This window comes from Mycolicibacter nonchromogenicus (assembly GCF_002101775.1).
GTDB classification, from domain to species: domain Bacteria; phylum Actinomycetota; class Actinomycetes; order Mycobacteriales; family Mycobacteriaceae; genus Mycobacterium; species Mycobacterium nonchromogenicum.
In genome coordinates this window covers 111,793-137,742 of sequence record NZ_LQPI01000039.1, presented here as the reverse complement: position 1 = coordinate 137,742, position 25,950 = coordinate 111,793, and the positions used below count along the sequence as shown (strand labels likewise).

The window sequence follows — 25,950 nt, the reverse complement described above, 5'->3', positions numbered from 1 at the left end:
TCCGGATCTGGGCCGCCAATGCCGGGCAAACACTCCGGCTACATCAACACCGATGGCGTACTCGTCCTGCCGCCCGGCGTCGAGATGCCGAAGACGGTTCCCTACGAGCTGGGTAAGTAGTTGCTGCCCCACCAAACTGCCGGGAGGCGGAGACCATGAGTGATCTGTCCAACAAGAAGAAAGACCCCGTTGTCACCGAATCGCTGCCCAGCACAGCCGAACTCGGCACGCAGGCACAGCTGGCGGTGAAACCGGTCCAGATCTGGGCCGCTATCGGCGGCGTCATCTTGGCTGTCCAGCTGTACGTGTGGTTCCGGTGGATCACCGGCCCCTATTTCGAGCGGGTGCCCACGGGGCCGAACGATCCGCCGCTGTACATGAAAATACCCCTGGTCGCGAACGCGGCGATTCTCTGGATCGCACTGCCCCTGGCCGTGTGGTGGTTCTTCATCAGGCCGTGGCGGCGCGAGCGGCGAATCACGCTGGACGGCATGCTGGTATTGGCGATCGGCCTGATGTTTTTTCAGGATCCGCTGCTGAACTACCTCAACACCTGGTGCACCTACAACACCTGGTTGTTCAATCGGGGCTCGTGGACGCCTTACATTCCGGGCTGGGTCTCGCCCGAGGAACCGGGCCGTCAGGTCGCCGAACCGCTGCTGACCAATGTGCCGGGCTACGCCTACGGCGTGCTGGTGATCACCATGGCCGGATGTTGGATCATGCGAAAGATCAAGACGCGCTGGCCCAACATCACCAATCTTCGGTTGATCCTGGTGACCTATGCGATCGCCTTCGTGTTCGACTTCGTGATGGAAGGCCTGGTCCTGTTGCCGACTGGGTTGTACACCTATCCCGGCGCCATCCGGTCGGTGTCGATCAATGCCGGCACGTACTACCAGTGGCCCATCTACGAAGGAGTGATGTGGGGAGCTGTGCAGACGGGGCTGTGCTGTCTGCGCTACTTCACCGACGACCGCGGTCGCACGATCGTCGAGCGGGGACTGGACCAGGTGCGAGGTGGCGCCGTCCGGCAACAGTTCACCCGGTTCCTGGCGATCTTCGCCGGCGTGAGTGGCTGCTTCTTTTTCTTCTACATGGGCCCGGCCCAATGGCTGGCCATGCACGCCGACCCGTGGCCCGAGGATGTCCAGAAGCGCTCCTATTTCAACGGCGGAATCTGTGGGCACGGCACCGACAAACCGTGCCCGAATCCGGTGCTGCCGATGCCGACCAAGCACTCCGGCTATATCAATACCGACGGTGAACTCGTCCTGCCGCCGGGCGTCGGACTTCCCGAGACCATCCCCTTTGAGGGGGAGGAACCACGTGCCGGCAAATAGTCACCCCACCACGGCCCCACCCGCGCAGGACTCGCCGTTCTACCGCGGGGTCGGCGATGAGGTGGAGGTCTTCTCCGCGGCGGCCGGTCGCGGGCTGCCGGTGTTGTTGAAAGGCCCCACCGGATGCGGGAAGACCCGATTCGTCGAAGCGATGGCCCACAGGCTCGGTCGCGATCTGATCACCGTCGCAGGCCACGAGGACATGACCTCGGCGGATCTGGTGGGCCGATTCCTGCTCAAGGGCGGCGAAACGGTCTGGGTGGACGGGCCGTTGACTCGCGCCGTGCGCGAAGGCGCCATCTTCTATCTGGACGAGGTCGTCGAGGCGCGTCAGGACACCACCGTTGTCATCCATCCGCTCGCTGATCACCGCCGTGAGCTTCCGGTCGATCGGCTCGGCATGACATTGCCAGCGGCGCCTGGGTTTCAGCTGGTGATTTCCTACAATCCCGGCTACCAGAGCGTGCTGAAGAACCTCAAGGAGTCGACCCGTCAACGATTCGTGGCAATCGAACTCGGCTTCCCGCCCGCCGAGATCGAAACGGAGGTGGTTGCCCACGAGGCCGGGATCGACGTACCGACCGCGAGTGTTCTGGTCAAGCTCGGCAACACTATCCGCAACATCGACAACTCACCGCTGCGTGAAGTGTCCTCGACGCGGATGCTGATCCTGGCCGGCGGCCTCGTCGCCGAAGGACTCAATCTGCGCAGTGCCGTCCAGTCCGCCATCGTCCAAGCCCTCTCCGACGACGCCGACGTGATCCGCGCACTCGGTGAGCTGGTCGACGCCGTCCTGCCCCGGACGTGACCGCTTCGGATCCCCAGACCCCCGACCGGTTCCGGTACCTCGCCAGCTATCTCGCCGGCAGGTCGGTCGACGTCTTCGAGGCGCCGGCGGGCGAGGCCGCGCATACCAACGGTCACGCCGTCTTCGTGTCGGCAGGCGCTGATATCGACGAGCAGCGCCGGGAGATGCTGGTTCAAAGCGCGCTGCTCGGTGCGGGAAGCCTGGATCCGCAGCTGGTGAAGTCGTTGCGGGCACGTCCATCGGTGGCGCGCCGCTACCTGGCACTGGAGGGGCGGCGAGTACTTGCCGGGCTCACCGACCAGATTTCACTTGCCGCCACGCTGCGACTGGGGGGAGAGCCCAGCACCGCCAGCGCCGAGGAGTCACTCGAGAAGGCCAAGAGCCGAGCAGAAGTCGCCGATGCCCCGGTGTGGTTCGGTGTCATCAGGCCCGCTCGGCTGCTGGCAGCGCCCGCTGGGCCGGGCACCCCGCCCACCGATAAGGACCTGCGGCTGGAGTTCGACGGCATCGATCTGCCCGAGGCCGACGACGACGACACCGGCGGCCGGTCTCGGGAAAGCAAGATTCTCAAACTGTTCGACAATCCACTGTTCAATTCACGGGCGCTCTCGGAATTCCTCCGCAAGATGCTCGGCAATTCCCGGTCGCAGAGCGACGGCGCCGCCGGCGGAGAGTTGCAGGTCCGGTCCATCCGGCGAACATCGGCAGTCGGCCCGAACGCCCGGCCGCTCCCGACACCGATCCGTTTCACCGGCGCTGACAGGCCCGGAGCCGCGCTGGGCGTAGGAGGCTCGCTGCATCCGGAGTGGGACGTCTTCAACAATCGCTATCGGCCCGACTGGTGCCGGGTCATCGACTTCCCGCTGACGGTTGCTGCCGACGTCGCCGAGGCAGGCGTTGTGCGTGACGACGTGCTTCGGCGACGCTTGTCACGTGTCGGCTTGGGACCCAAAGTGTTACGCGGCCGCGCCGATGGTGATGAACTGGACATCGAGGCGCTCATCGACTTGTTCGTCGACTTGCGCTCCGGCTACTCGCCACCGGAACACGTCTACACCGAACGCCGCAGATTGGCGCGCAATCTCGGCGTTCTCATCCTGTTGGATGCTTCCGGCTCCGCCACCGATGCCGATCCCGAAGGTCTGGCCGTCCATGACCATCAGCGGCGGGCGGCAGCCACACTCGCGGTCACACTCGAAGAGCTCGGCGACAGGGTGGCCGTCTATGCGTTCCGCTCGCGGGGCCGACACTCGGTTCAGCTGCCGGCGATCAAAACGTTCGAACAACGTTTCAGTGCCGTCGGGCGAGCCCGGCTCAACGGACTCGCGCCGTCGAGCTACACGCGGCTGGGTGCCGGCATCCGCGGCGCAGGCGAGATTCTCAAGACCCAGGCGGGCACACCGAATCGGTTGCTGATCGTCCTTTCCGACGGCTTCCCCTACGACGAAGGCTACGAAGGCCGCTACGCCGAAGCCGATGCCGCCAAGGCCCTCGAGGAACTTCGGGCAGACGGCGTCGCGTGCCTGTGCCTGACTATCGGTGCCAGCGCGCAGTCCGATCAGCTCGGACGCGTATTCGGCTCCGCCAGCTACGCCGGCGCCAAGACCCTGGCCGAGTTGAGCCCGCAGATGGATGAGTTGTTCTTGTCGGCGCTGGCCGAACTGGCCGCACCGAAACCGGCCCGCGGGTGAACCCCGGCGTCCGTATCCGTCAGGGCTCGACGTGGTCGGCGAACAGCGTGTGGCCGGTGCCCTGTTCGACGACCCGCGCCAGCAGTGCTCGCAAGGTGTCCTGCTCCTGCGGCGTCAGCACCCCGAACACCTGATCGTGGGCTGCTATCGCGTCGGTGACGACCGCCGAGGTCACCGCGCGCCCCTCCTCGGTCAGGTAGGCCCGCAGAATTCGGCCGTGGTGGGGATCCTGTTTACGCTCCACCAGTCCGCGGCGTTCGAGCGCATTCAGGGCCAGTTGCACACCCTGCGGTGTGATGAGCAGGCGGCGTGCCAGTTCCGCACCGGACAACCCCGGTTCTCCGGCCAGTTGACGCAGGAGACCGATCTGGGCGGTACTCACGCCGTGCTCACTGATCGACTCGTTCACGGTCGTCAGCGAGTAGTAGAAGGCCTGCTTGAGCAGCCACAGGATGTTGTTGGTGAGATCCATGTCCCGCTTTCCTGTTAACTGCGCTTGCAGACTCGGCCGTCCTTCATGACGAACCGCACGTCACCGGTGGCCCCGATGTCCCGGGTCGGATCACCCGGTACGGCGATGATATCGGCGCAGTAGCCGGGGGCCAGCCTTCCCAATTCATGGCCGGCGTCGATGAGATCGGCACTGACGACGGTGGCCGCCCGCAGCGCCTGGATCGGTGTCATACCGCGCTCCACCAGTGCGCTCAATTCTTTGGCGTTCTGGCCATGCGGAATTGCCGGCGCATCGGTGCCACACGCGATGCGCACGCCGGCTTCGATCGCCCGGGGCAACATGGCTTTGGCCCGCGGAAACACCTCGGCCGCCTTCTTGCGCAGTTCCGGAGCGATCCGGTCCACGGCCAAGGCATCCGTCAGGTAGGTGGTGGAGACCAGGAAGGTGCCGTGGTCCACCATCATCGCCAGGGTCTCGTCGCTGGCCAGGAAACCGTGCTCGATGCAGTCGATTCCAGCCCGAATGCACGCCCGGATCGCAACGTCACCGATCGCATGGGCGGCCACCCGCACCCCGGCGCGATGCGCCTCGTCGGCGATGGCGGCCAGCTCGGCGTCGGAGTACTGCTGAGCTCCCGGAGCGGTGCTGTGCGACATCACCCCGCCCGAGGCCGACACCTTGATCAGCTTGGCCCCGTGGCGGATCTGGTAACGCACGCAGGCGATCACATCCGGCACACCGTTGGCGATGCCCTCGGCGACCGACAGTGGCATCACCCCGGGCGCGAGCCGTTGGAAGACAGTCGGATCCAGGTGGCCGCCATACGGGGTGACGGCATGGCCGGCGGGGTAGATCCGCGGGCCGGCATGCCAGCCCTGGTCGATGGCGCGCTGCAGCGCGACGTCAAGCAGGTAACCACCGGTCTTGACCATCAGTCCCAGATTGCGGACGGTGGTGAAGCCGGCTTCCAACGTGGTTCGTGCGTTGACCGCGGCCCGCAATGTGCGGTAGGCCGGGTCGTCCTGCACACCGTGCAGGGGCGTGGGAAGCCCCTCCGGGCTGCCCGGGCCGCCGATGAGCAGGTTGAGCTCCATGTCCATCAGCCCGGGCAGCAGCGTGACGTCACCGAGGTCGATGTCGTCAGCCGAAACCGGCGGCGGCGCCTCGGGATTCACGGCGGTGATACGACCGTCCTCGACGATCACGACGGCCGGCGACCGCACGACACCGGCGTCGATGTCGAGCCATCGATCGGCGCGCAGCACCGAGGCCGAACTCCCCCGGCCGCTCACGGGAACGGCTCGGCGACGCATTCGATGACCGCGGCACCGGAGTCGGGAACGCGTGGCTGCTTCCAGGCTTCGGCCGGGAAGGCCACGGTGATCATGGAATACAACAGATGCATCAGGTTCAGCACGTCCTCGGGCATGTCGTCGAGGCTGAACTTGTCGCAATAGGCCAACGCGTCTTCGGCGCGCGCCGTGATGGCGTCATAGAACGCCTGCATCTCGGACATGGAACTGTTCAGGCGCTTGGCGTAGCGCTCCGGCTCCGACGGCAGGCACCAATCGCTGAACCGCTCGAGGTCGGCGAATTCCTTTGGCAGCATGGAGGTCACGATTCCTCAGACCTTCGCCGCGGTGCGCTCATGCTCAGCGATCCACGCCGCGGTTTCGGCGTGGAAGTGCCGGATCAACACCTCTTGATCGTTGAGCAGAAAGTTGTCCACCACGCCGGTGCCGATCATCGTGTGGGTGGCCTCCAAGGTGCTGGCGTCCTGCAGTCCGTACTCCTTGAACGACACCGCCGCGAGTTCTTGGGCGACCCGCTCGCGGGGAGTCCGCGGCTGCGGAAAGTACAGCGTGCCTTCGAAAATGTGTGAGTCATGCGCGGTGGGCCAGTAGTGGTAGGTCAGATACCAGCCCTGGCCCCAGAACAGGATGGTGAAGTTGGGGAAGATCTGAAACGAGTCCAACCCCCACGGATCGCACTTGGCGGGATTGACGCCGTCGGGCATGGGGCCGATATCCGGCGGGTCCCACGGCCCGAACAACCCACTCTGGCAGATGTCCTCGATCGGCTTGCGCATCTCCGACGACATCTCCCAGGCCCGTACCCCCGAGGTGCTCACCAGGCGATGCGGACCCTCGATCTGGTAATGGGGCGCCTCGAAACCAGCCTGTTCGGCCGCCACCCGGAAGGCCGTCGGCGTCTGGTTCCCGTGCAGCACCGGCGCGTGGTAGAACTCCTGGAACGCATCCAGGAACAGCTTCCAGTTGGCGTTGACCGACGAGCGGTACTGCCATCGCGATGTCATCTCCCCAAAGGGGTAGCCCTCCAATGCCGTAACCATCGGCCCGAGGAATTCCCGCAGGGACTGCTCCGGGGTGGCGGCGAAGTTGACGAAGATGAACCCTTCCCAGACCTCACAGTGCACGCTGACCAGCCCGTAGCGACTCTTGTCGAGGCCGAAGAACTCCTCCTCCTGCTGGACGTAGGCCAGATTGCCCTCCAGGTCGTAACGCCAGGCGTGGTACTTGCAGGTGAACTGGCGGCAGGTGCCACTCGTCTCCTCCAACGGCATGGTGTCCCACACCAGCTTGTTGCCGCGGTGTCGACACACGTTGTGATATGCCTTGACCTCACCAGATCCGGTTCGCACCAGGATGATCGATGTGTTGACGACCTTCAGTTCCTTGGTGAAGTAACTGCCCTTCCGCGGAATCTGCTCCACCCGGCCGACATTCAGCCAGGCACGCCGGAAGATCGCCGCGCGTTCCTTCTCGTAGACATCTGGACTGATGGAATCTCGGTACGACACCGGCCCGGTGCCGAGTTCATAGTGCTGCGTCCAACTGCCCTCGGGCGGCTTGGGAAAACGCGCCACAACCACTCCTGTCCTCACGCCGGGTCACGAGTCTCGTTGCGGCTGACGCTATCGACCGGCACCCTCAGTGTCAACTAGTTGATACTGGCCGGAACGTCAGCTGCACCGGGTTCGCGAGGGAATGACTTGAGGTCAGGACTGACGCAACGCGGGAGCGTCGCTGTCGCTCTCGGCTTTGCGCGCAGTGTTGCTCAGCATCTGCTCGACGACGTTCTTGCCCAGGGCACTGTCGTCGGGCAGCTCGATCGGGTAACGGCCGTCGAAACAGGCGCAGCACAGCCGCGACTTGGGCTGTTCGGTGGCCGCGATCATGTCTTCTTGGCTGACGTAACCGAGGCTGTCGGCGCCGATGGCACGCCGCACCGCTTCGACCATCTCGGTTTCGTCCTCGACGGCGTTGGCGATCAGCTCGGCCGGCGAGGCGAAGTCGATGCCGTAGAAGCACGGCCACTTCACCGGCGGGGAGGCGATGCGCACATGCACCTCGACGGCGCCGGCCTCGCGCAGCATCCGGACCAGGGCGCGCTGGGTGTTACCCCGCACGATCGAGTCATCGACGACGATCAGCCGCTTGCCGCGGATGATCTCGCGCAGCGGATTGAGCTTGAGCCGGATGCCGAGCTGGCGGATGGTCTGCGACGGCTGGATGAACGTCCGCCCGACGTAGGCGTTCTTGGTCAGGCCCTGCCCGTAGTCGATCCCCGACTCCTGGGCGTAGCCCACCGCGGCGGGGATTCCGGATTCCGGCACCCCGATGACCAGATCAGCCTCCACCGCGTGCTCACGGGCCAGCCGCCGGCCGATCTCCACCCGGGTGGCGTGCACCGACCGGCCGACGATGGTGCTGTCGGGCCGGGCCAGGTAGACGTATTCGAAGACGCAGCCCTTCGGGGTGGGGTTCGCGAACCGGGTGGAGCGGACCCCGTCGGCGTCGATCGCCAACAGCTCCCCGGGCTCGATGTCGCGGACGAACGAGGCGCCGACGATGTCGAGCGCGGCGGTCTCCGACGCCACCACCCACCCCCGGTCGAGCCGGCCCAACGACAGCGGCCGCACGCCCCACGGGTCGCGGGCCGCGTACAGGGTGTTCTCGTCCATGAAGGTCAGGCAGAACGCTCCGCGTGCGGTGGGCAGCAGCTCCAGTGCCGCCTGCTCCAGGGAGCTGTCGGCTGCCCCGTGTGCCAGCAGTGCGCCCAGGATGTCGGAGTCGGTGGTGGCCACGCCGGGACGGCGGGTGTCGATCAGGCCCAGCTCACGAGCGCGGCCGGCCAGTTCGGCGGTGTTGACCAGGTTGCCGTTGTGGCCGAGCGCCACTCCGGTGCCCGCCGCAGTGTTGCGGAACACCGGCTGGGCGTTCTCCCAGGTGGTGTCGCCGGTGGTCGAATAGCGGCAGTGCCCGACCGCCACATGCCCGGGCATGGCCGCCAGCGTCTGCTCCTCGAACACCTGGCTGACCAAGCCCAGGTCTTTGAAGACCAGCACCTGCGAACCGTCGCCGACCGCGATCCCGGCGGCCTCCTGACCACGGTGTTGCAGCGCATAGAGGCCGTAATAAGTGAGCTTCGCTACTTCTTCGCCGGGAGCCCAAACTCCGAATACTCCGCACTCTTCACGAGGCGCGTTCTCAAGGTCTACTACCTGCTGGTCCGGCACGTTTCAGCTGCTCCAGGGGGACGGGCCTCAGTGACGTTGTTCAGTCTACGGTCAACACGCGTCAAGTTTCACCAACGGCAGCCATTCGGCGAGCTCGCCGGCGCGCGAGCCGGACAGTCGCAGCCTGCCCGCAGCGCTCGCATCGCCCACCTCCAGCAGCCCGGCGGCCAGCAGCAGCCAGCTGCGCGGATCGGTCTCGACGACGTTGGGCGGGGTGCCGCGAGTGTGCCGCGGCCCGGCGATGCACTGCACCGCGACGAACGGCGGGATCCGCACCTCGACGCTGGCGCCGGGGGCCAGCTGCGCCAGGGTGCGGGCGGTCAGACGGACCGCGGCCGCCAACTCGGCGCGCTCCGGTGCGGGCCGACTCTCGTCGCGCAGCCACGGGGCCAGCGCCAGCACCGCGGCACGGGTCTGCGCCGGGTCGGGTTGCGGACGTGTGCGGGCAGCGGCCATGTCAGTCGGTCGGGTGCGCGGCGAACCAGTCCAGCAGCAGGTCGGCAAGGCGGTCCGGTTCGGTATCGGGAATCCAGTGTGAGACGCCCTCGAACACCTCGAATCGGTAGTCCGCCGCGACGTAGTTGGCCGTGTCGCGCGCCGCCTTGGACTTCAGCGCGTGGTCGTTGTCGCTCCACACGTACATCGTCGGCACCGAGATCTGCTGATTGCTGTCTCGCATATTCGACAGCGGCATACCCCGATACCAATTGAGTCCGCCGGTCAGCGCGCCCGGCTCCATCAAGGCCCGCGCATCCCGTTCGGCCGCAGCCGCGGTCTGGCCACCGCGTTGCAGAACTTTGGCGGCCACAGCGCCATTCCGGCGCGTCAGCAACCGCTCCGGGAGCCACGGCAGCTGGAAAAAGCCCATGTACCACGACGCCAGGCCTTGGCTGCTGGTGACAAACGACTTCAGGAAGGCCGCCGGGTGGGGCACCGACACCGGCGACACCGTGGCGAGCCGTTCGGGCAGTTCGGCTGCCACGCCCCACGCCACGCCGGCACCCCAGTCGTGTCCCACCAGATGCACACGTTGCGACCCGCTGGCGTCGATCAGTGCGCCGATGTCGGCCACGAGTTCGGACATGCGGTAGTCGCGGCGCCGGGTTGGCCGGGCCCCGGGTGAGTAGCCGCGCTGGTTGGGCGCCAGGCATCGATAGCCTGCGGCGGTGAGCCGGTCGATGACGGCGTTCCAGCTGTCGTTTCGCTGCGGGAAGCCGTGCAGCAGTACCACCACGGGCCCCCCAGGCGGCCCGGCGTCGCGTACGTCGAAGACCAGGCCGTCGCGGGTGTAACTCTCCATGGTTTAAAGCATCCCGCATGCCGCCGCACGGCGGTTCAGCGAGGCTCGACGAAGGAGAGCCGAAGCTGGAACCGGCGCATCAGCACGGCGGTTCAGCGAGGCTCGACGAAGGAGAGCCGAAGCTGGAACCGGCGTTGCCTACCTGTGCCGCAGCGCCGTGCGAATCCGCTCGGTGTCGGCCGGCGTCCAGCCGTCGGGGGGCAGCACCGCCACCCAGCCGTCCAGGATCGTGTCGGAGTAGTTGTGACCGTGTCCCGGGGGCATCTGCTCGCCGTGGAACAGATCCGCGCTGACCTGCCAGAACGTCACCACCGGATACCAGCGCATGGACGCGGTGCGATCCGGTCCGGGCGGTTCGGTCAGCCACGCCGGCCGCTCGAACAACAGGTCCGGCGACCACCACACCACCGGGTCCGAGGCGTGCTGCAGGAACAGCACCCGCGTGCCTTCCCAGGGCGGGGCGGCGATCCGGGCGATCTCGGCCGGCACGGTGCCCTGGGAGAACCGCACCGTGCGGCCGTTGTCGTAACGCGGCAATACCGCGGGGCTGCCCGGGTCGCGCCGCACCAGCAGCGCGTGCCAGAGCGGGCTGGCCTGCGGCGGACCCACCCACAGCACGGCCTCATAGCCCATCTCGGCGATATCGGGCAGCCAGTCGAAGGCGGCCTGACCGGCCATCGAGCCCAGGCTCTCGCCGTAGAGCACCAGTTTGGGTCGGTGCTGCTCGGGCAGGCTTCGCCACCGCTCGGCGACGGTGCGCACCAGCAGCCGTCCCGAATCCATCGATTTGCGCTGGTCGGCCAGGAACGAGATCCAGCTCGGCAGGTAGGAGTACTGCACACCCACGATGGCGGTGTCGCCGTTGTAGAGCATCTCCAGCGCATCGGCTGCGGCCGGGTTGATCCACCCGGTGCCGGTGGTGGGCACCACGACCAACACCTGGCGCTCGAAAGCATGGGTGCGTTCCAGTTCGTCGAGCAGCAGCTGCATTCGCTCCTGGTCATCGCCCGCACTGTGCAGGCCGGCATACACCCTGATCGGTTCCCGGGCCGGCCGTCCGTTGATGCGGGTCAAGTCGGCGGCGCGCAGTCCCCCGGCGACGAAACTGCGGCCCTGGCTGCCCAGGGTGGACCACGGCGCCAACGATTCCGGGCTGCCGGACCGTTCCGGCTGCGTCGGCTGGACCGTCCCGGCCACGGTGGCGCTGTCCTCGGGCTGGAACACCGCACTGGCGCCGGCGAAGAAACCGCGGATCAGAACACCGTTGATCAGGGTGATCAACAGGATGACGACGATGGCGTTGCCGATGAACATCGCGACTTCACGCTGCAGGCGCCAGCGCCGGATCAGCGCGCGCGCCAGCAGCCGGCCGACGTCGATCAGCACCCGCACGGTCGCAACCAGTGCGGCGGCGACCCCGATCGCCACGCCGAGGGTACGCAGGTAGCCCAGCGTCGCCGGACCTTCGATGCCCAGCAGTTCCGAGACCTGACGCTGCCAGCCGGCGGCCGGAATCAGCATCAGCACACACGCGGCCGGCGCCGCCACCACCACAGTGACTTTGAGCGCCAGCAAGACCGGCCGCGGCGGCGGCCACCAGCCGGCGCCGCGCAGTACAAAGCGCCGCACGGCCGCGCCGATCAGCACGCCCAGCCCGTAGCCGAAGGCCGCATTGATTCCGCCGATCAGCCCCTGAAACACCCAGTCGCGCGGCAGCAGTGACGGAGTCAGCGACAGGCAGAAGAACAGCGCACCGAAAGCCACCCCGGCGAACTCGAGCCGCAGCAGGCTCCACGCCCACACCAGCAGTGGGTGTTTCGCCGGTGGCTCGGCCGTTCCCATGCCGCTGGGTCTTTACCCGAACAGCCCCGGCAGCACCGCTTCAGAGACGCTGCGCAGTTCGGTCAGCGACACGCTGAACTGACCCTGGACCTCGACTTCCTGCGAGGCCTGGTCCACCACCCCGACGCGGGTGGCCGGCAGGCCGCGTGCCTCGCACATCGAGCGGAATCGACTCTCCTCGGTGCGCGGCACCGCCACCAGGACCCTGCCCGCCGACTCGGAGAACAGGAAGACGAACGGGTCGACGTCTTCGGGAAGCAAGATGCGGCAGCCGGTTTCGCCGGCGATCGAGGACTCCACCACGGCCTGGATCAGGCCGCCTTCGCTCAAGTCGTGGGCAGCCGAGATCAGTCCGTCGCGCGATGCCGCGCACAGCACTTCGGCGAGCAGCTGCTCGCGAGCCAGGTCGACCTTCGGCGGGAGGCCGCCCAGGTGATCGCCGGTCACCTGCGCCCAGATGGAGCCGTCGAACTCGTCGCGGGTGTCACCGAGCAGGATCAGGGTCTCACCCGGTTCGACGCCGAACGCCGTGGGAACCCGTCGAGTCACATCGTCGATGACACCGAGCACCCCCACGACCGGGGTGGGGTGGATCGGGGTGGAGCCGGTCTGGTTGTAGAAGCTCACATTGCCGCCGGTCACCGGAATCCCCAGTGCCGCACAGCCATCGGCCAGACCGCGAACGGCCTCGGCGAACTGCCACATCACCCCGGGGTCTTCCGGAGAACCGAAGTTCAGGCAGTTGGTGACAGCGACCGGCGTGGCACCGGTGACCGCCACGTTGCGGTACGCCTCGGCCAGCGCCAGCTGCGCCCCGGTGTAGGGGTCGAGCTTGGTGTAGCGGCCGGAGGCGTCGGTGGAGATCGCGATCCCTCGCCCGGTGGCCTCGTCGATACGCAGCATCCCGCCGTCGGCATGCTCGGCCAGCACGGTGTTGCCGCGCACGTAGCGGTCGTACTGCTCGGTGATGAACGCCCGGCTGCACAGGTGCGGGCTGCCCAGCAGCGCAAGCAGAGTCGCGCGCAGCTCCTCCCCGGTGGCCGGCCGGGCAAGCCTGTCCGAGCGGTCGGCGTTCAGGGCGTCCTGGGTGTCTGGGCGCGCTACCGGACGCTGATAGATCGGACCTTCGTGCGCCACGGTGCGCGGCGGCACGTCCACGACGGTCTCACCGTGCCAGGTGATCTGCAGCCGGTCCCCTTCGGTGACCTCACCGATCACGGTGGCGAGCACGTCCCACTTGGCGCAGACCGCCATGAAGGCGTCGACGTTCTCCGGAGCGACCACCGCGCACATGCGTTCCTGCGATTCGCTGGACAACACCTCGGCCGGAGTCATGTTCGCCGCGCGCAGCGGCACTTTGTCCAGCTGGATCGCCATGCCGCCATCCCCGGCAGACGCCAACTCGGAAGTGGCACAAGACAATCCGGCACCGCCGAGATCCTGGATGCCGACCACCAGCTTGCCCGCGTACAGCTCCAGGCAACACTCGATGAGCACCTTCTCGGTGAACGGGTCGCCGACCTGCACCGAAGGCAGCTTCTTACGGCCCGCGCCGCTCTCGTCGCCACCGAAGGTGTCCGATGCCAGCACCGACACCCCGCCGATGCCATCCAGCCCGGTACGGGCTCCGAACAGGATGATCTTGTTGCCGGCACCGGAGGCGAACGCCAGGTGCAGGTCTTCCTTTTTGAGCACACCGACGCACAGGGCGTTGACCAACGGGTTGCCCGCGTAGCACGGGTCGAAGATGGTCTCGCCGCCGATGTTGGGCAGCCCCAGCGAGTTGCCGTAGCCGCCGATGCCACGCACCACCCCGTCGAGCACCCGGCGGGTGTCGGGGGCGTCGGCGGCGCCGAAACGCAGCTGGTCCATCACCGCGACCGGGCGGGCGCCCATCGCCATGATGTCGCGCACGATTCCGCCCACCCCGGTGGCGGCACCCTGATACGGCTCGACATAGGACGGGTGGTTGTGCGACTCCACCTTGAAGGTGACCGCCCAGCCGTCGCCGATGTCGACGACGCCGGCGTTCTCGCCGATGCCGGCCAGCATGGCCTTACGCATTTCGTCGGTGGTGGTCTCACCGAAGTAGCGCAGGTGCACCTTCGAGGATTTGTAGGAGCAGTGCTCGCTCCACATCACCGAATACATGGCCAACTCGGCGTCGGTGGGGCGGCGGCCCAGAATGTCGCGGATGCGCTGGTACTCGTCGTCCTTGAGACCCAACTCGGCGAACGGTTGCGGGTGATCAGGCGTCGCAGCGGCGTGTTCGACGGTGTCCAGCGTGGTCGGGGGCGTCACGGGCACAGTCTATGGCACCGATTGCGGCTCAGTCCGGCGCCAGGAATGCGGTCAGAGCCGCCGCGTAAGAGGTCACGTCACGCGCACCCATCAGTTCCCGCGCCGAATGCATGGCCAGCTGGGGGGCGCCCACGTCAACGGTGGGGATTCCGGTGCGTGCGGCGCTCATCGGGCCGATGGTCGAGCCGCAGGGCAGGTCCGCCCGGTGCTCGTAACGCTGCAGCGCCACTCCCGCCTGGTCGCAGGCCAGCGCGAAGGTGGCGGCGGTGCGGCTGTCGGTGGCGTAGCGCAGGTTGGGCTGCACCTTGAGCACCGGGCCGGCGTTGACCGCGATCTGATGGCCCGGTTCGTGACGTTCCGGGTAGTTCGGGTGCGTGGCGTGAGCCATGTCCGCCGAGGCCAGCGTGGAGTCGGTCAGCCGCCGCAGGAAGTCCTCGCGGTCGCCGCCTGCGGCCAGGGTGATCCGCTCCAGCACGCCGCGCAACAGGTCCGACTGGGCACCGTGATCCGAGGTGGACCCGACCTCCTCGTGGTCGAACAGCACCAGCACCGGCAGGTGGCGGCCGGGTCTTGCGGCAATCAGTGCTTCCAGCCCGGCGTAGCAGCTGGCCTGGTTGTCCAGCCGCGGCGCGCTGACGAACTCACGGCCCCGTCCGGTCACCGCCGAGGGCGCCAGGTCGTGGGTCATCAGGTCGAATCCCAGGACATCGCGCGGTTCCACCCCGGCGCGTTCGGCCACATATCCGAGGAATTCCGGGGTCGCGGCACCCGCGCCCCACACCGCGTTGACGTGACGTTGCGGGTCCAGCTTGACCGCAGCGCGGTCGTCGGCCAGGTGGATGGCCAGTTGCGGCACCCGCAGGATCGGCTCGTCGATACGGACCAGGTGGTGCCTGATTTCTGCGCCGCTACGCACCGACAGACGCCCGCTGATCCCCAGGTCGCGGTCCAGCCAGGAGTTCAGCCAGGCACCGCCGTAGGGCGCCAGGGCCACCATCTGCCAGCCGGCGACCTCGCGGGCGGGACGCTGCTTGACCCGCAGGTTCGGGCTGTCGGTGTGTGCGCCGATGATCCGGAATGGGGTGGCTGGATTCGTTGCGCCACTGTCCCACGCAATGAGTGACCCGGCCCGGACGGTGAAGTACCGCCCGGGCGCCTGCGGCCACCGGTCGGCTTCGGCGATCTCGGTGTAGCCGGCGGCTCGCAGCCGCGCGGCCACGGTCACGCAGGCGTGAAACGGCGACGGTGAGGCGTCGATGAACTCGCATAGTCCGGTTGCGGTGGCCGCCATGGGGTTAAGTCTTTCGCATCCGGACGCCGAACGGGACGTTAGGGTCAATAGCGTGCCGTCTTTGCAGCCCGTCACCGCTCCCCTGACCTGTGCGGCCATTTTTCTGGTGGCCACCATCAACGAGGGCGGGGAACGCACCGTGCATGAGGCGTTGCCCGAACTGGCGGGTTTCGCCCGGGCGATCGGCTTTCGCGACCCGACCAAGCGGCTGACGGTGGTGACCTCGATCGGCTCGGAGGCCTGGGACCGGCTGTTCGCCGGCCCCCGGCCCGCCGAGCTGCACCCGTTTGTCGAGCTGACCGGTCCCCGCCACACCGCCCCGGCCACCCCCGGCGACCTGTTGTTCCACGTCAAGGGCGAGACCATGGATGTCTGCTTCGAGCTGGCGGGGCGGATCGTCAAGGCGATGGCCGGCGCCATCACCGTGGTCGACGAGGTGCACGGCTTCCGGTTCTTCGACAATCGCGACCTGCTCGGTTTCGTCGACGGCACCGAAAACCCGGTCGACGACGAGGCGGTGGCGGCCACCGCGATCGGCGACGAGGACCCCGACTTCGCCGGCGGCTCCTATGTGCACGTCCAGAAGTATCTGCACGACATGGCCGCCTGGGAGGCGCTGCCGGTCACCGAACAGGAACGCGTGATCGGCCGCACCAAGGCCGACGACATCGAGTTCGACGACGCGGTGAAACCGGCCAACTCACACATCGCGCTGAATGTCATCACCGATGAGGACGGCAACGAACTGGACATCGTGCGGCACAACATGCCGTTCGGCTCAGTGGGATCCGGAGAGTCCGGCACCTACTACATCGCCTACGCGCGGACACCTGAAGTCACCGAGCAGATGCTGCGCAACATGTTCTTAGGCGACCCGCCGGGCAACACCGACCGCATCCTGGATTTCTCCACCGCGGTCACCGGCGGGATGTTCTTCACTCCCACCGCCGACTTCCTCGATGATCCACCGCCGCTCCCGGGAACAGCGGCGCCCCCCACCTCCGAGCCCGTCGAATCCACCAGCCCCGGCGCCGGTGACGGCTCACTGAACATCGGCAGCCTGAAAGGAACCTCCCAATGAACAACCTGTATCGCGATTTAGCCCCGGTCACCGAAGTGGCGTGGGCCGACATCGAGCAGGAGGCCACCCGCACGTTCAAGCGGCACATCGCCGGGCGGCGGGTCGTCGACGTCAGCGAGCCGGCCGGCCCGACGGCGGCGGCCGTGAGCACCGGTCGGCTGACCCGCGTCACCGCACCCGGTGATGGCGTGGAAGCAGATCTGCGCGACAGCAAACCGCTGGTGCGCCTGCGGGTTCCGTTCACCCTGTCGCGCGCGGAGATCGACGACGTCGAGCGGGGCTCGCAGGATCCCGACTGGGACCCGGTGAAGGCCGCGGCCAAGAAGCTGGCGTTCGCCGAGGACCGGCTCATCTTCGGGGGCTACCCGGCCGCCTCGGTGGAAGGCATCCGCAGTGCCAGCTCGAATCCGGCGTTGACGTTGCCGGAAGACCCTCGCGGCATCCCGGACGTGATCAGCCAGGCACTGTCGGCGCTGCGACTGGCCGGGGTGGACGGGCCCTACTCGGTGCTGTTGTCGGCCGACACCTACACCAAGGTGGCCGAGACCTCCGATCACGGCTACCCGATCCTGGAGCACCTGCGCCGGCTGGTGACCGGCGACATCATCTGGGCCCCGGCGATCGACGGCGCGTTCGTGCTGGCCACCCGCGGTGGGGATTTCGACCTGCAGCTGGGCACCGACGTCTCGATCGGCTACCTGTCGCATGACGCGGAGAACGTGCAGCTCTACCTGGAGGAGACGCTGACCTTCCTGTGCTACACCGCCGAGGCCGCGGTCGCGTTGACCTGCTAGCGACGGCGACCCGTCCGCGAGTCAGCCTCGCGGACGGGTCGTTTCGCTCATTCAGCCCATTGGGCAGTGAATGCGGCCACCGAGCGCGCGACCTGCTCCCGAACGGAGTCGGGATTGGGCAGCGCGGCGGCCAGGCCCTCGACGGCACGGTCGGCGCGCGGGCGCCAGTCGTCAATCCAGCCTTCGATGACCGCCCGGTTGGTGGAGTTGGCGGCCAGCGCGTAGCGGGCCAGAGCGGCGTTCCAGGCTTGGTTTCGGGTGGTGTCGACCCGAGATTCCGCCAGCAGTGCTGCGGTCAGACCATCACCGCGGTCGCTGGCCAGCCCGGCGAACGCCTCCTTGAACAGCGCGTCCAGGGCCGGCTTGACCACCAGGTTCAGTGCGGTGAAGGCCTCGCCCCAGTCGTAGGCCAACAGCAGCCGTTCCAGCGTCTCGCGGGCCGGCTGCCATGCCTCGTCGTTCTCCCAGATCCGCCGGGTGGCTTCGGAATTCGCCAGCTGGACGTCGTGGCTCAGCGACAATGACTTTGCACGATAGGCGATCCACTGCAGTGCCCGCAGTTCGTCGGCGGCTTGGAAGAACGCCGCGTTGGTGATGTAGGCGCTCGGCCCCAGTTGTCCCACATACAGGCTGGTTATCTGCAGCACGTGGAACAGGTAGCGGGCGGGCAGGTAAAGCCGGCGTAGCGTCTCGACCCAGTCGGCGTCGAGTTTGTCGTCGGCGTCGAGTGCCTCGTAGTGGTCCACCACACCTTCGGCGTAGATCTCGCGGTCATGCTGCAGCGCGATGTAGCGGCGGTAGTTCAATGCGGCCGGATCGCGGAACCCCTCCCAGCTGTCGGCCTGCAGCGGTGAGCCTTCGCGGTGCTTGAGGTACCACCGGTTGATGGGACTGCCGGGGTCGAGGTCGAAGGGCGCCGGCTGCCGGTTGAAGTGATAGTGGAACTGGCCGGTGACCGCCTCGTACTCGGTGGGTTTGCGCCGGGTGTCGCCGGCGATACTCCAGGTCTTGAGTGGCCGGGCTTTCGCGGTGGTCATGTGTCAGTCCTCTCGGTCCAAGTACCAGTGCAGTTCGTCGTCGCCGACGTAACGGATCCGTCCGGCGAACGCCACCAGGGCCGGCTCCAGGGTTGCCAACGGAAATGCTTGTCCGGCAGCTTCTTCCAAGCTCGCGCGGGTTACCCGCAGGAATCGGGGCGCGTGAATGCGCACATAGCCGGCGTGGTCCTCGATGCTGATGGCGGCATCGGGGTTGTCGGCGAGGATGGCGTCGGTGAGGGCGGCCACGACGTCGGGGTCGAAGCCACGGACTACCGGGCCGACGAGTTTGTCCTGTTCTGCGGCGGCAGTCATGGGTGGTCTCCTTCGGTGAGCAATATGGTGATCTGGTCGCCTTCAAGGCGCACAGGATGGCTGCGCAGCCGGCAGTTGGCCGGATTCACCCCGGCGCCGGTGGTCAGGTCGAATTCCCAGCTGTGGGCACCGCAGGTCAGAATCGTGTCGTCGACATCGCCGTCGGCCAGCGGGAATCCGGCGTGTGGGCACAGGCCGTCGTAGGCGCGGATCTCCCCGCCGCGCAGGTGGGCGATCAGGATCGGCCGATCGTCCACCTCGAATTCCGCCACCTCGCCCTCCCACAGGTCGTCGAGGCTGGCCACCGGAGTCCAGGTGCTAACTCTGGTCATAGAAGACCTCGACGTGGTCCAGCGGGCCGACGCCGGCCGCGCCGATCCCCAGCGTGGGGTCCAGCACGTTGCCGTTGTGCCGCAGCCGGATCGGGGCATCGCGTTGGGCCACACGGTGACCGACCACGTGATGGGCGATCGCCGCGCTGACGGCTTCGACGGTGTCGGCGTCGTCGACGGGGATGAGCAGTTCCAGCACGTCACCCTCGAACAGTGCGGTCAGGGGAAGCAGCGCCATGGTTCTCAGCCTCTCGATCCGTGACGGGCACCGTTGCGCGCCCACGCGTAGTTGTCGGCGTCTTGGCCCTGTTCCTCGGCCGAGAGCCCGAAGTACTGCAGCACGGTGCCGAGGTCGGGCGGGCTGATCTCACCGGAGAGCACCCGGTCGACCAGCGACTGGTGGCCGGCGAAGCGCTCGGGCCGTTGGGTGAAGATCCACCGGCACGGCTCCGAGCAGAACAGGTACTTGCGGTCGTTGTGCACGTGGGTCAGCGGGGCCGCGTCGGTGTGCGCACCGACGATCACGCCGGCGGCTCGCACGATGGGCAGCTGGCACAGGTTGCAGGTGATCGGCAGGGTTTCGGGCAGCGTGGCAGCGATGTCGCCGTTGCGAACGTTTTCGGTGATGACGTCCCAGTGCTTTCCGAAGTCGCGGTTCCACCCCGGGTACTTCTCCTCCAGCCACAGCCGCTCCTCTGCGGAGACGCCGGCGTCCGGGTTCCACCACACCGTGGGCCGGTAGTACCACACCCCCAGGTGGATGGCGTGGTGGTACCAGGTCAGCTCGTTGATGAATTCTTCCCAGTACCAGGGCAATTCGAGTCCATAGTCGCGGAACTGGTCGGTGAACTGCTTGACCACCCAGTCCTCGATGAACTCTTTGAAGCTCATTCGCCGACTTTCCAGCGGGGTGTAGTAATCCATCGACAGACCGGTCAGCAGAGCGAAGATGCGCCAGGACCGCCAGAACATGTGGTCGATGAGGAATTGGCCCCATTCGGCCTCACCGTTGTCGGCGAGCACCTTGATCGTGGGCTCACCCTGCTGAGCGTGGCGAGCCTCGTCGGTCTGAATGGAACTGATCAGGGCGCCGAACTCCAGGTCGCCGACGTCGATGGCGTCGGCGGCCATCCCGAGGAACTGCAGATTGGTGAATCCGGTCTCCAGGGTGAAGGTCAGCTGCAGCGCGATCGACAGGGCGTCGTTGGCGACGAACATGTCGTCGAACAGATAGCGCACGGCCAGCACGATCCAGTTGTTGGTGTGGAACGCCTTGAGCGCCCAGTCCCCTCGCGGCTCCTTGTCGAGCAGGCCGTAGGGGAAGAAGGCCTGGATCTGGCCGTGCCGAATCTCGTCGAGGGTGCCGAAGGTCGCGGTGTTGCGCCAGGCCGCCGCGCGGCCGAACCTGCCCATCCGCGCTTCGCCGATCGAGGCCAGATACTCGGGCATGGTGATGGCGCCGTAGTGCGCCACGATGACCGACTTCCAGCCCGGGTCGAGTTGCTCGAACAGTTTCGATCGCCCGATGGCGTTCTTCAACGAGTACGTCGTGGTGTCCTTGGTGACCTGGTTGTGCACGTATTCGCGGTAGCCGATCTTGTAGGGCTCGTCCCACTTGAGCCAGGCCTCCGCGGGGACCCGATGCGTTCCCGACAGGTCTTCGGGGAACACCTCCTCCTCGGTCACGTAGCGAAACGTCCAGTTGGTGTCGCGCGCCAGGTCGTACCAGTCACTGCGAGAAAGTTTGGGCATATGTCGTCCTCGGTCGGGCGTGAGCTGCGATCTGAGCCAGCTGAACTGTCTCGATCACGGAACGTGCCCATGATGCAGCAATTCCCCAGGAGTCCTAAGTATTAGGATCAGCATGATTCGCACGCTGGGGTCACATGCGCCCGGCGGTTAGGCTGCGAACCCGAAACTCCGGCTATGACAGGAGGGCACCGTGAGTCGCCGACTCGCGGAGCCACGCCCTCATCGACGTGGCCGCCGGAACAAATGAGGTCGTGCCCTGAAATTCGCCGGCGAACGCCACCCAAGCCTGGACTCCAAGATCGTCGCCGCCCTCGACCGGGTCGGCGACGCTCTGCACGTGCTGGCACGGCGCGCCGCCGAAAGCCACGACCTGTCGAGCACTCAGATGCGGGTGCTCAGCTGGCTTCACGTCGGCCCGCCGCCCGCCGCTCACAGCAGCACGCTCGCCCGCGAACTCAATGTCTCCGACCCCACCGTCAGTGACGCCATCGCCGCTCTGGTCCGCAAAGGCTTGGTGGCGCGTACCCCCGACCCCCAGGACCGCCGCCGGCATGAACTGTCCCTGACCCCGGCCGGCCGCAAGACCGCCGTCCAGCTCGCGCGCTGGACCGCACCGGCCGAGATCGCTACGTCCAAACTCGACCGCAACGAAGCCGAGCAGTTGCTCGACTCGCTGCTCGCGGTCATCGCCCGACTCCACGATGCGCAGATGCTGCCCGTGACCCGCGCCTGCAGCACCTGCCTACAGTTGGAGACCATTCAGGCCGACGGGCGCAGCTACCGCTGCAAGGTCTACGACATCCCGATGACGATCCCGGACCTGCGGGTCGACTGCGTCGACCATGTCACGGCGTAGCGCCGGTGCCGGTGAATCCGCGGTAGGTCAGGCGGCCAGCACCGCGTCCAGCGCGGAGTAGAACAGCCCCAGGCCGTCATCACTCGGTCCGGTCAGCGCCTCGATGGCGTGCTCGGGGTGCGGCATCAGCCCGACGACCCGGCCGTTGGCCGAGCTCACCCCGGCGATGTCCCGCAGTGAGCCGTTGATGTTGTCGAGGTAGCGGAACACCACCCGGCCTTCGCCCTCCAGCTCGTCGAGCACTGCTTCGGAGGCCACGTAGCGGCCCTCCCCGGACTTCAGCGGCACCAGCAGGTCGGCGTCGGCCTCGAACCGGGAGGTCCAGGCCGTCGAGGTGGTGGCCACCCGCAGCCAGACGTCGCGGCAGACGAAGTGCAGGCCGGCATTGCGGGTCAGTGCGCCGGGCAGCAGTCCGGCCTCGCACAACACCTGGAAGCCGTTGCAGATGCCGAGTACCGGCATGCCTTGGCCGGCGGCCCTGACGACCTCGCCCATCACCGGGGCGAAGCGGGCGATGGCCCCGCAGCGCAGGTAGTCGCCGTAGGAGAAACCACCGGGCACCACCACGGCGTCGACGCCCTTGAGGTCGGCGTCGGCGTGCCAGAGGCTGACGGGCTCGGCGCCGACGAACCGGACCGCGCGGGCAGCGTCGACGTCGTCGAGGGTGCCGGGAAAGGTGATGACGCCGATCCGGGCGCTCACGAGGGCTCCCGGCTGACGGTGAAGTCCTCGATCACGGTGTTGGCCAGCAGCGATTCGGCAATCTCGGCCAGCGCGGCGTCGTCGACCGAGTCGTCGACTTCGAGCTCGAAGCGCTTGCCCTGCCGCACGTCCGACACTCCGGTGTGTCCGAGCCGAGAAAGCGCTCCGACGATCGCCTGCCCCTGCGGGTCAAGGATCTCTGCCTTGGGCATCACGTGAACAACCACCCGGGCCACGGGTGCTCCCTACTGTCGACGGGGGAATCGGTCTGGTCAAGAATACCGATGCCCGTCTGCGGCGCCGGAGAGCACAATCTTTAGCTATGCAACTGACCCATTTCGGCCATTCCTGCCTGCTCGCCGACTTCGGCGGAACCACGGTGTTGTTCGACCCCGGCAACTTCTCGCACGGCTTCGAGGGCATCACCGGCCTGGCGGCCATCCTGGTCACACATCAGCACCCGGATCACGCCGACACCGCGCGGCTGCCGGCCCTGATCGACGCCAACCCGGGTGCCGCGCTCTACGCCGACCCGCAGACCGCCGCGCAATTGGGCCCGCCCTGGCAACCGGTGCACGTCGGGGATGCCTTCGATGTCGGGCCGCTGCGGGTGCGCGGGGTGGGCGGACGCCACGCGGTGATCCATCCGGAGCTGCCGATGATCGACAACATCTCCTACCTGATCGGCGACGACGACCATCCGGCCCGGCTGATGCATCCCGGCGACGCGCTGTTCGTGCCCGGTGAACCGGTGGACGTGCTGGCCACCCCGGCGGCGGCGCCGTGGATGAAGATCTCCGAGGCCGTCGATTACCTGCGCGCGGTGGCGCCACGGGCCGCGGTGCCGATACACCAGGGCATCATCGCCACCGACGCCCGCGGGATCTATCACGGCCGCCTGGCCGAGATGGGACGCGCCGACTTCCAGGTGCTGCCCGAGGAGAGCGCCGTCACCTTCTGACGCCGGGCCCAATTCTCCCGCCGAGGGCCTCCCCCATCCCGCCGAGCAGACGTGAAAGCCCCCATTTTGGCGCGTTTTAGGGGGCTTTCGCGTCTGCTCGGCGGGGAAAAAAGGCCGGGGAAAAAGGCCGGGGAAAAATCAGGCGATATCGGCGGCGGCGCCCCGACCCGCTGCACGCCCGGAGAAGATGCACCCGCCCAGGAAGGTGCCCTCCAGCGCTCGGTAGCCGTGCACCCCGCCGCCCCCGAAGCCGGCCACCTCGCCGGCCGCATACAGCCCGTCGATCGGCTTGCCGTCCGCACCCAGCACCCTGGAGTCCAAGTCGGTCTCCAATCCACCCAAGGTCTTGCGGGTCAGGATGTGCAGCTTGACCGCGATCAACGGCCCGGCAGACGGATCGGTCAGCCGGTGCGGGGCCACCACCCGGCCGATCCGATCGCCCAGGTAGGTCCGGGCGCCGTGGATCGCGGTGATCTGACCGTCCTTGCTGAAACGGTTCGCCACCTCGCGGTCGCGTGCAGTGACCTGCTCCTCGACCTTCGCGTAGTCCAAGGCCATCACGTCGGGCAGGTCGTTCATCGCCGCGACCAGCTCACGCAGTGAGGACGCCTGCACGAAGTCCACCCCGCGGTCGATGAACGCCTGCACCGGCGGGGGCGGACCGGACCGGGCCCGCGACGCGGCCAGCTGACGCACACTGCGGCTGGTCAGGTCGGGGTTCTGCTCCTGGCCCGACAGCGCGAATTCCTTCTCGATGATCCGCCGGTTGAGCACGAACCAGGTGTAGTCCTGACCGGAGCGGGCGATGTGTTCGAGCGTGCCCAAGGTGTCGAACCCCGGATACAGCGGCCCGGGCAGCCGCTCGCCGGACGCGTCGAGCCACAGCGGCGACGGGCCGGGGATGATGCGGATGCCATGGCCCGGCCAGATCGGGTCGTAGTTGGTGATGCCCTCGGTGTAATGCCACATCCGGTCCCGATTGATCACCCGGCCACCGGCCGCCTCGGTGATCCCGATCATCCGGCCGTCGACGTGTGCGGGCACCCCGGCTAACAGCTGCGCGGGCACCCGACCCATGCGCTCTGGCCAGTTCTGGCGCACGAGATCGAGATTGCCGCCGATGCCACCGCTGGTGACCAGCACCGCTGAAGCACGGAACTCAAACTGGCCCACCGTGTTCCGCGATGACGCCACCCCGCGTTCCGCCGCCGAGGGTTCCAGGACACTGCCTCGAACACCGGTCACCCGGCCCGCTTCGACGATCAGCTCGTCGACCTGGTGCCGAAAGGCGTATCGGACGTTCGAGCGGGCCCGCAGCCGGCTCGCAAAGATCTCCACCAGGGCCGGTCCGGTTCCCCAGGTGATGTGGAAGCGGGGCACCGAGTTGCCGGGCCCGGTGGCGCCGTAGCCGCCACGCTCGGCCCAGCCCACCAATGGAAAGACCTTCAACCCGCGGGCCCGCAGCCAGCTGCGCTTCTCCCCCGAGGCGAAGTCCACGTAGGCGTGCGCCCATTGCCGCGGCCAGTAGTCGCACTCACGGTCGAAGCCGGCGTTGCCCAGCCAGTCCTGCAGCGCCAGTTCGTGGCTGTCGCGGACCCCCAGCCGGCGCTGCTCGGGGCTGTCGACGAAGAACAGTCCGCCGAAGGACCAGAACGCCTGCCCGCCCAGGTTCGCGCTGTTCTCCTGGTCGACGATGAGGACGCGCAGGCCACGCTCCGCCAGTTCGCAGGCCGCCACCAGGCCGGCCAAGCCCGCCCCGACGACAATCGCGTCAGCGTCCGCCTTACCGCTCATGACGACTGAGGGTAACGACTCAGGCGCTGCGCTCCGAGGTCGCGTCGACGGGCTCGAGCGGCCAGCGGTAGCGCTCCGGCCGGCAACCGTGGCTCAACGCCGTGTCCACCGCCTCCAGCATGGCGTCGGCCACGCCCGGTGTTTTCAGTTGTCGCGCACCTATCGACAGCCGCACCACACCGTGGCGGCGCGCGATGCGTTCGGTGGTGGCCACCACCATCCGGCACCACCACGGTGTGGTGAGAAGTCCGGCCCCGACGCCGATCACCCGGGCGCGCACGGTGTGGTCCAGTACCAGGTCGGTGACGCCGTGCAGGCCGGCCAGGAGCCGGAAGCCGTTGCGCGGCAATGCCCTGACCGTGCCGGGCGATACGGTCCAGCCGGGCGCGGCGAACAACCGGGTTCGCAGCCCCAGGTGCTCCAGTACGCGGTCGGCGCCGAGCAGCCGCAGATTGGCCTCGTGGGCGGGCAGTGTGGCGAACTCGCCGCGGCGCTTCTTGGTGGCGGCCTCGTCGAAGCCGTGCAGCACGATCGCCGCGCCGTCGGCGCGTCGCCGGCTGAGCCACTCGACGGTGCCGGGATCGCGGTCGAGTCGGTAGTCGGCACCCAGTCGCGGCGCCACCAGGAGCGATACCCCCACCGCACGGGCATCCAGTTGCGCGCAGAAGGCCTCCGCCTCGGCCCGGGTGTGCGCCCCGATGCCGGAGAGGGAGACGATCAGTTGTCCAGTCACACCACCAGTGTGGCCAGCGCAGG

Annotated in this window: 26 protein-coding genes; 7 read left to right on the top strand and 19 right to left on the bottom strand. The window is 67.5% G+C overall.

The window, feature by feature from the left end:
- Positions 1-155: 155 nt before the first annotated feature.
- Genes AWC18_RS08945 through AWC18_RS08935 form a run of 3 tightly spaced genes read left to right on the top strand, consistent with a single transcriptional unit; the run spans position 156 to position 3,842 of the window.
- Entirely contained in the window at positions 156-1,343 is a 1,188-nt protein-coding gene (locus tag AWC18_RS08945; RefSeq protein WP_085138460.1) for a spirocyclase AveC family protein, read from the top strand.
- Entirely contained in the window at positions 1,330-2,151 is an 822-nt protein-coding gene (locus AWC18_RS08940; protein ID WP_085138459.1) for a CbbQ/NirQ/NorQ/GpvN family protein, read from the top strand. Before AWC18_RS08945 ends, AWC18_RS08940 begins: the two co-directional genes overlap by 14 nt.
- Complete coding sequence (locus AWC18_RS08935; protein WP_085138458.1) at positions 2,148-3,842, top strand: nitric oxide reductase activation protein NorD; 1,695 nt, start codon at positions 2,148-2,150, stop codon at positions 3,840-3,842. Before AWC18_RS08940 ends, AWC18_RS08935 begins: the two co-directional genes overlap by 4 nt.
- Before the next feature lie 19 nt (positions 3,843-3,861).
- Here the strand turns inward: AWC18_RS08935 and AWC18_RS08930 are convergent, their stop codons facing one another.
- The 10 genes from AWC18_RS08930 to AWC18_RS08885 all read right to left on the bottom strand — a co-directional run bounded on the left by AWC18_RS08930 (position 3,862) and on the right by AWC18_RS08885 (position 15,570).
- Complete coding sequence (locus AWC18_RS08930; RefSeq protein WP_064998161.1) at positions 3,862-4,314, bottom strand: MarR family winged helix-turn-helix transcriptional regulator; 453 nt, start codon at positions 4,312-4,314, stop codon at positions 3,862-3,864.
- 14 nt (positions 4,315-4,328) lie between these two features.
- Positions 4,329-5,609, bottom strand: a complete 1,281-nt coding sequence (locus AWC18_RS08925) for a metal-dependent hydrolase family protein (protein ID WP_085138457.1) — start codon at positions 5,607-5,609, stop codon at positions 4,329-4,331.
- Positions 5,585-5,905 carry a hypothetical protein gene (locus AWC18_RS08920; RefSeq protein ID WP_208858343.1) on the bottom strand — a complete coding sequence of 107 codons (321 nt, stop codon included), beginning with the start codon at positions 5,903-5,905 and terminating at the stop codon, positions 5,585-5,587. Before AWC18_RS08920 ends, AWC18_RS08925 begins: the two co-directional genes overlap by 25 nt.
- 15 nt (positions 5,906-5,920) lie before the next feature.
- Entirely contained in the window at positions 5,921-7,183 is a 1,263-nt protein-coding gene (locus AWC18_RS08915; protein ID WP_085138455.1) for an aromatic ring-hydroxylating oxygenase subunit alpha, read from the bottom strand.
- A gap of 132 nt (positions 7,184-7,315) precedes the next feature.
- Positions 7,316-8,836 carry an amidophosphoribosyltransferase gene (purF, locus tag AWC18_RS08910; protein ID WP_076048874.1) on the bottom strand — a complete coding sequence of 507 codons (1,521 nt, stop codon included), beginning with the start codon at positions 8,834-8,836 and terminating at the stop codon, positions 7,316-7,318.
- Between the two features lie 51 nt (positions 8,837-8,887).
- Positions 8,888-9,292, bottom strand: a complete 405-nt coding sequence (locus AWC18_RS08905) for a sterol carrier family protein (protein ID WP_085138454.1) — start codon at positions 9,290-9,292, stop codon at positions 8,888-8,890.
- Between the two features lies 1 nt (position 9,293).
- Positions 9,294-10,136, bottom strand: a complete 843-nt coding sequence (locus tag AWC18_RS08900; RefSeq protein ID WP_085138453.1) for an alpha/beta fold hydrolase — start codon at positions 10,134-10,136, stop codon at positions 9,294-9,296.
- Positions 10,137-10,274: 138 nt separating this feature from the next.
- Positions 10,275-11,978, bottom strand: a complete 1,704-nt coding sequence (locus AWC18_RS08895; RefSeq protein WP_064998155.1) for an alpha/beta hydrolase — start codon at positions 11,976-11,978, stop codon at positions 10,275-10,277.
- 12 nt (positions 11,979-11,990) lie between these two features.
- On the bottom strand, positions 11,991-14,285 hold the full coding sequence (gene purL, locus AWC18_RS08890) for a phosphoribosylformylglycinamidine synthase subunit PurL (protein WP_064998154.1): 2,295 nt from the start codon (positions 14,283-14,285) through the stop codon (positions 11,991-11,993).
- 22 nt (positions 14,286-14,307) lie between these two features.
- The gene (locus tag AWC18_RS08885) at positions 14,308-15,570 is read right to left on the bottom strand and encodes a M18 family aminopeptidase (RefSeq protein WP_085138452.1); all 1,263 of its coding nucleotides are present in this window, start codon (positions 15,568-15,570) and stop codon (positions 14,308-14,310) included.
- Positions 15,571-15,622: 52 nt separating this feature from the next.
- On the opposite strand from AWC18_RS08885, the gene AWC18_RS08880 reads away from it, so the two are divergent.
- Positions 15,623-16,651 (top strand): Dyp-type peroxidase, encoded by a 1,029-nt coding sequence (locus AWC18_RS08880; RefSeq protein WP_109560029.1) that lies wholly within the window; start codon positions 15,623-15,625, stop codon positions 16,649-16,651.
- Positions 16,648-17,445, top strand: a complete 798-nt coding sequence (locus AWC18_RS08875) for a family 1 encapsulin nanocompartment shell protein (protein WP_085138451.1) — start codon at positions 16,648-16,650, stop codon at positions 17,443-17,445. Before AWC18_RS08880 ends, AWC18_RS08875 begins: the two co-directional genes overlap by 4 nt.
- 47 nt (positions 17,446-17,492) lie before the next feature.
- On the opposite strand, the gene AWC18_RS08870 is transcribed toward AWC18_RS08875, so the two are convergent.
- The 5 genes from AWC18_RS08870 to AWC18_RS08850 are packed head-to-tail and all read right to left on the bottom strand — an operon-like array spanning position 17,493 to position 20,881.
- Positions 17,493-18,482 (bottom strand): ferritin family protein, encoded by a 990-nt coding sequence (locus tag AWC18_RS08870; RefSeq protein ID WP_085138450.1) that lies wholly within the window; start codon positions 18,480-18,482, stop codon positions 17,493-17,495.
- Positions 18,483-18,485: 3 nt separating this feature from the next.
- Positions 18,486-18,797, bottom strand: coding sequence for an MmoB/DmpM family protein (locus tag AWC18_RS08865; RefSeq protein ID WP_064998150.1), 312 nt, complete (start codon positions 18,795-18,797; stop codon positions 18,486-18,488).
- Complete coding sequence (locus AWC18_RS08860; protein WP_064998149.1) at positions 18,794-19,129, bottom strand: Rieske 2Fe-2S domain-containing protein; 336 nt, start codon at positions 19,127-19,129, stop codon at positions 18,794-18,796. The genes AWC18_RS08865 and AWC18_RS08860 overlap by 4 nt, the downstream gene beginning before the upstream one ends.
- A complete protein-coding gene (locus AWC18_RS08855; RefSeq protein ID WP_064998148.1) occupies positions 19,116-19,367 on the bottom strand; it encodes a toluene-4-monooxygenase system B family protein in 252 nt (83 codons plus the stop codon). The genes AWC18_RS08860 and AWC18_RS08855 overlap by 14 nt, the downstream gene beginning before the upstream one ends.
- Before the next feature lie 5 nt (positions 19,368-19,372).
- The gene (locus AWC18_RS08850) at positions 19,373-20,881 is read right to left on the bottom strand and encodes an aromatic/alkene/methane monooxygenase hydroxylase/oxygenase subunit alpha (protein ID WP_085138449.1); all 1,509 of its coding nucleotides are present in this window, start codon (positions 20,879-20,881) and stop codon (positions 19,373-19,375) included.
- Between the two features lie 337 nt (positions 20,882-21,218).
- Between AWC18_RS08850 and AWC18_RS08845 the strand changes: the two genes are divergently transcribed.
- On the top strand, positions 21,219-21,737 hold the full coding sequence (locus AWC18_RS08845) for a MarR family winged helix-turn-helix transcriptional regulator (protein ID WP_085138448.1): 519 nt from the start codon (positions 21,219-21,221) through the stop codon (positions 21,735-21,737).
- 27 nt (positions 21,738-21,764) lie between these two features.
- Here the strand turns inward: AWC18_RS08845 and purQ are convergent, their stop codons facing one another.
- Both purQ and purS read right to left on the bottom strand, forming a co-directional pair.
- Entirely contained in the window at positions 21,765-22,439 is a 675-nt protein-coding gene (gene purQ, locus AWC18_RS08840) for a phosphoribosylformylglycinamidine synthase subunit PurQ (protein ID WP_085138447.1), read from the bottom strand.
- On the bottom strand, positions 22,436-22,675 hold the full coding sequence (gene purS, locus AWC18_RS08835) for a phosphoribosylformylglycinamidine synthase subunit PurS (protein WP_064998145.1): 240 nt from the start codon (positions 22,673-22,675) through the stop codon (positions 22,436-22,438). Before purS ends, purQ begins: the two co-directional genes overlap by 4 nt.
- An 86-nt stretch (positions 22,676-22,761) precedes the next feature.
- On the opposite strand from purS, the gene AWC18_RS08830 reads away from it, so the two are divergent.
- Positions 22,762-23,400, top strand: a complete 639-nt coding sequence (locus tag AWC18_RS08830; protein ID WP_085138446.1) for an MBL fold metallo-hydrolase — start codon at positions 22,762-22,764, stop codon at positions 23,398-23,400.
- Between the two features lie 138 nt (positions 23,401-23,538).
- Here the strand turns inward: AWC18_RS08830 and AWC18_RS08825 are convergent, their stop codons facing one another.
- Positions 23,539-25,194: an FAD-binding dehydrogenase gene (locus tag AWC18_RS08825; RefSeq protein ID WP_085138445.1), complete on the bottom strand. Its 1,656-nt coding sequence runs from the start codon at positions 25,192-25,194 to the stop codon at positions 23,539-23,541.
- Positions 25,195-25,213: 19 nt separating this feature from the next.
- A complete protein-coding gene (locus AWC18_RS08820) occupies positions 25,214-25,927 on the bottom strand; it encodes a DUF2334 domain-containing protein (protein ID WP_085138444.1) in 714 nt (237 codons plus the stop codon).
- Positions 25,928-25,950: the final 23 nt, after the last annotated feature.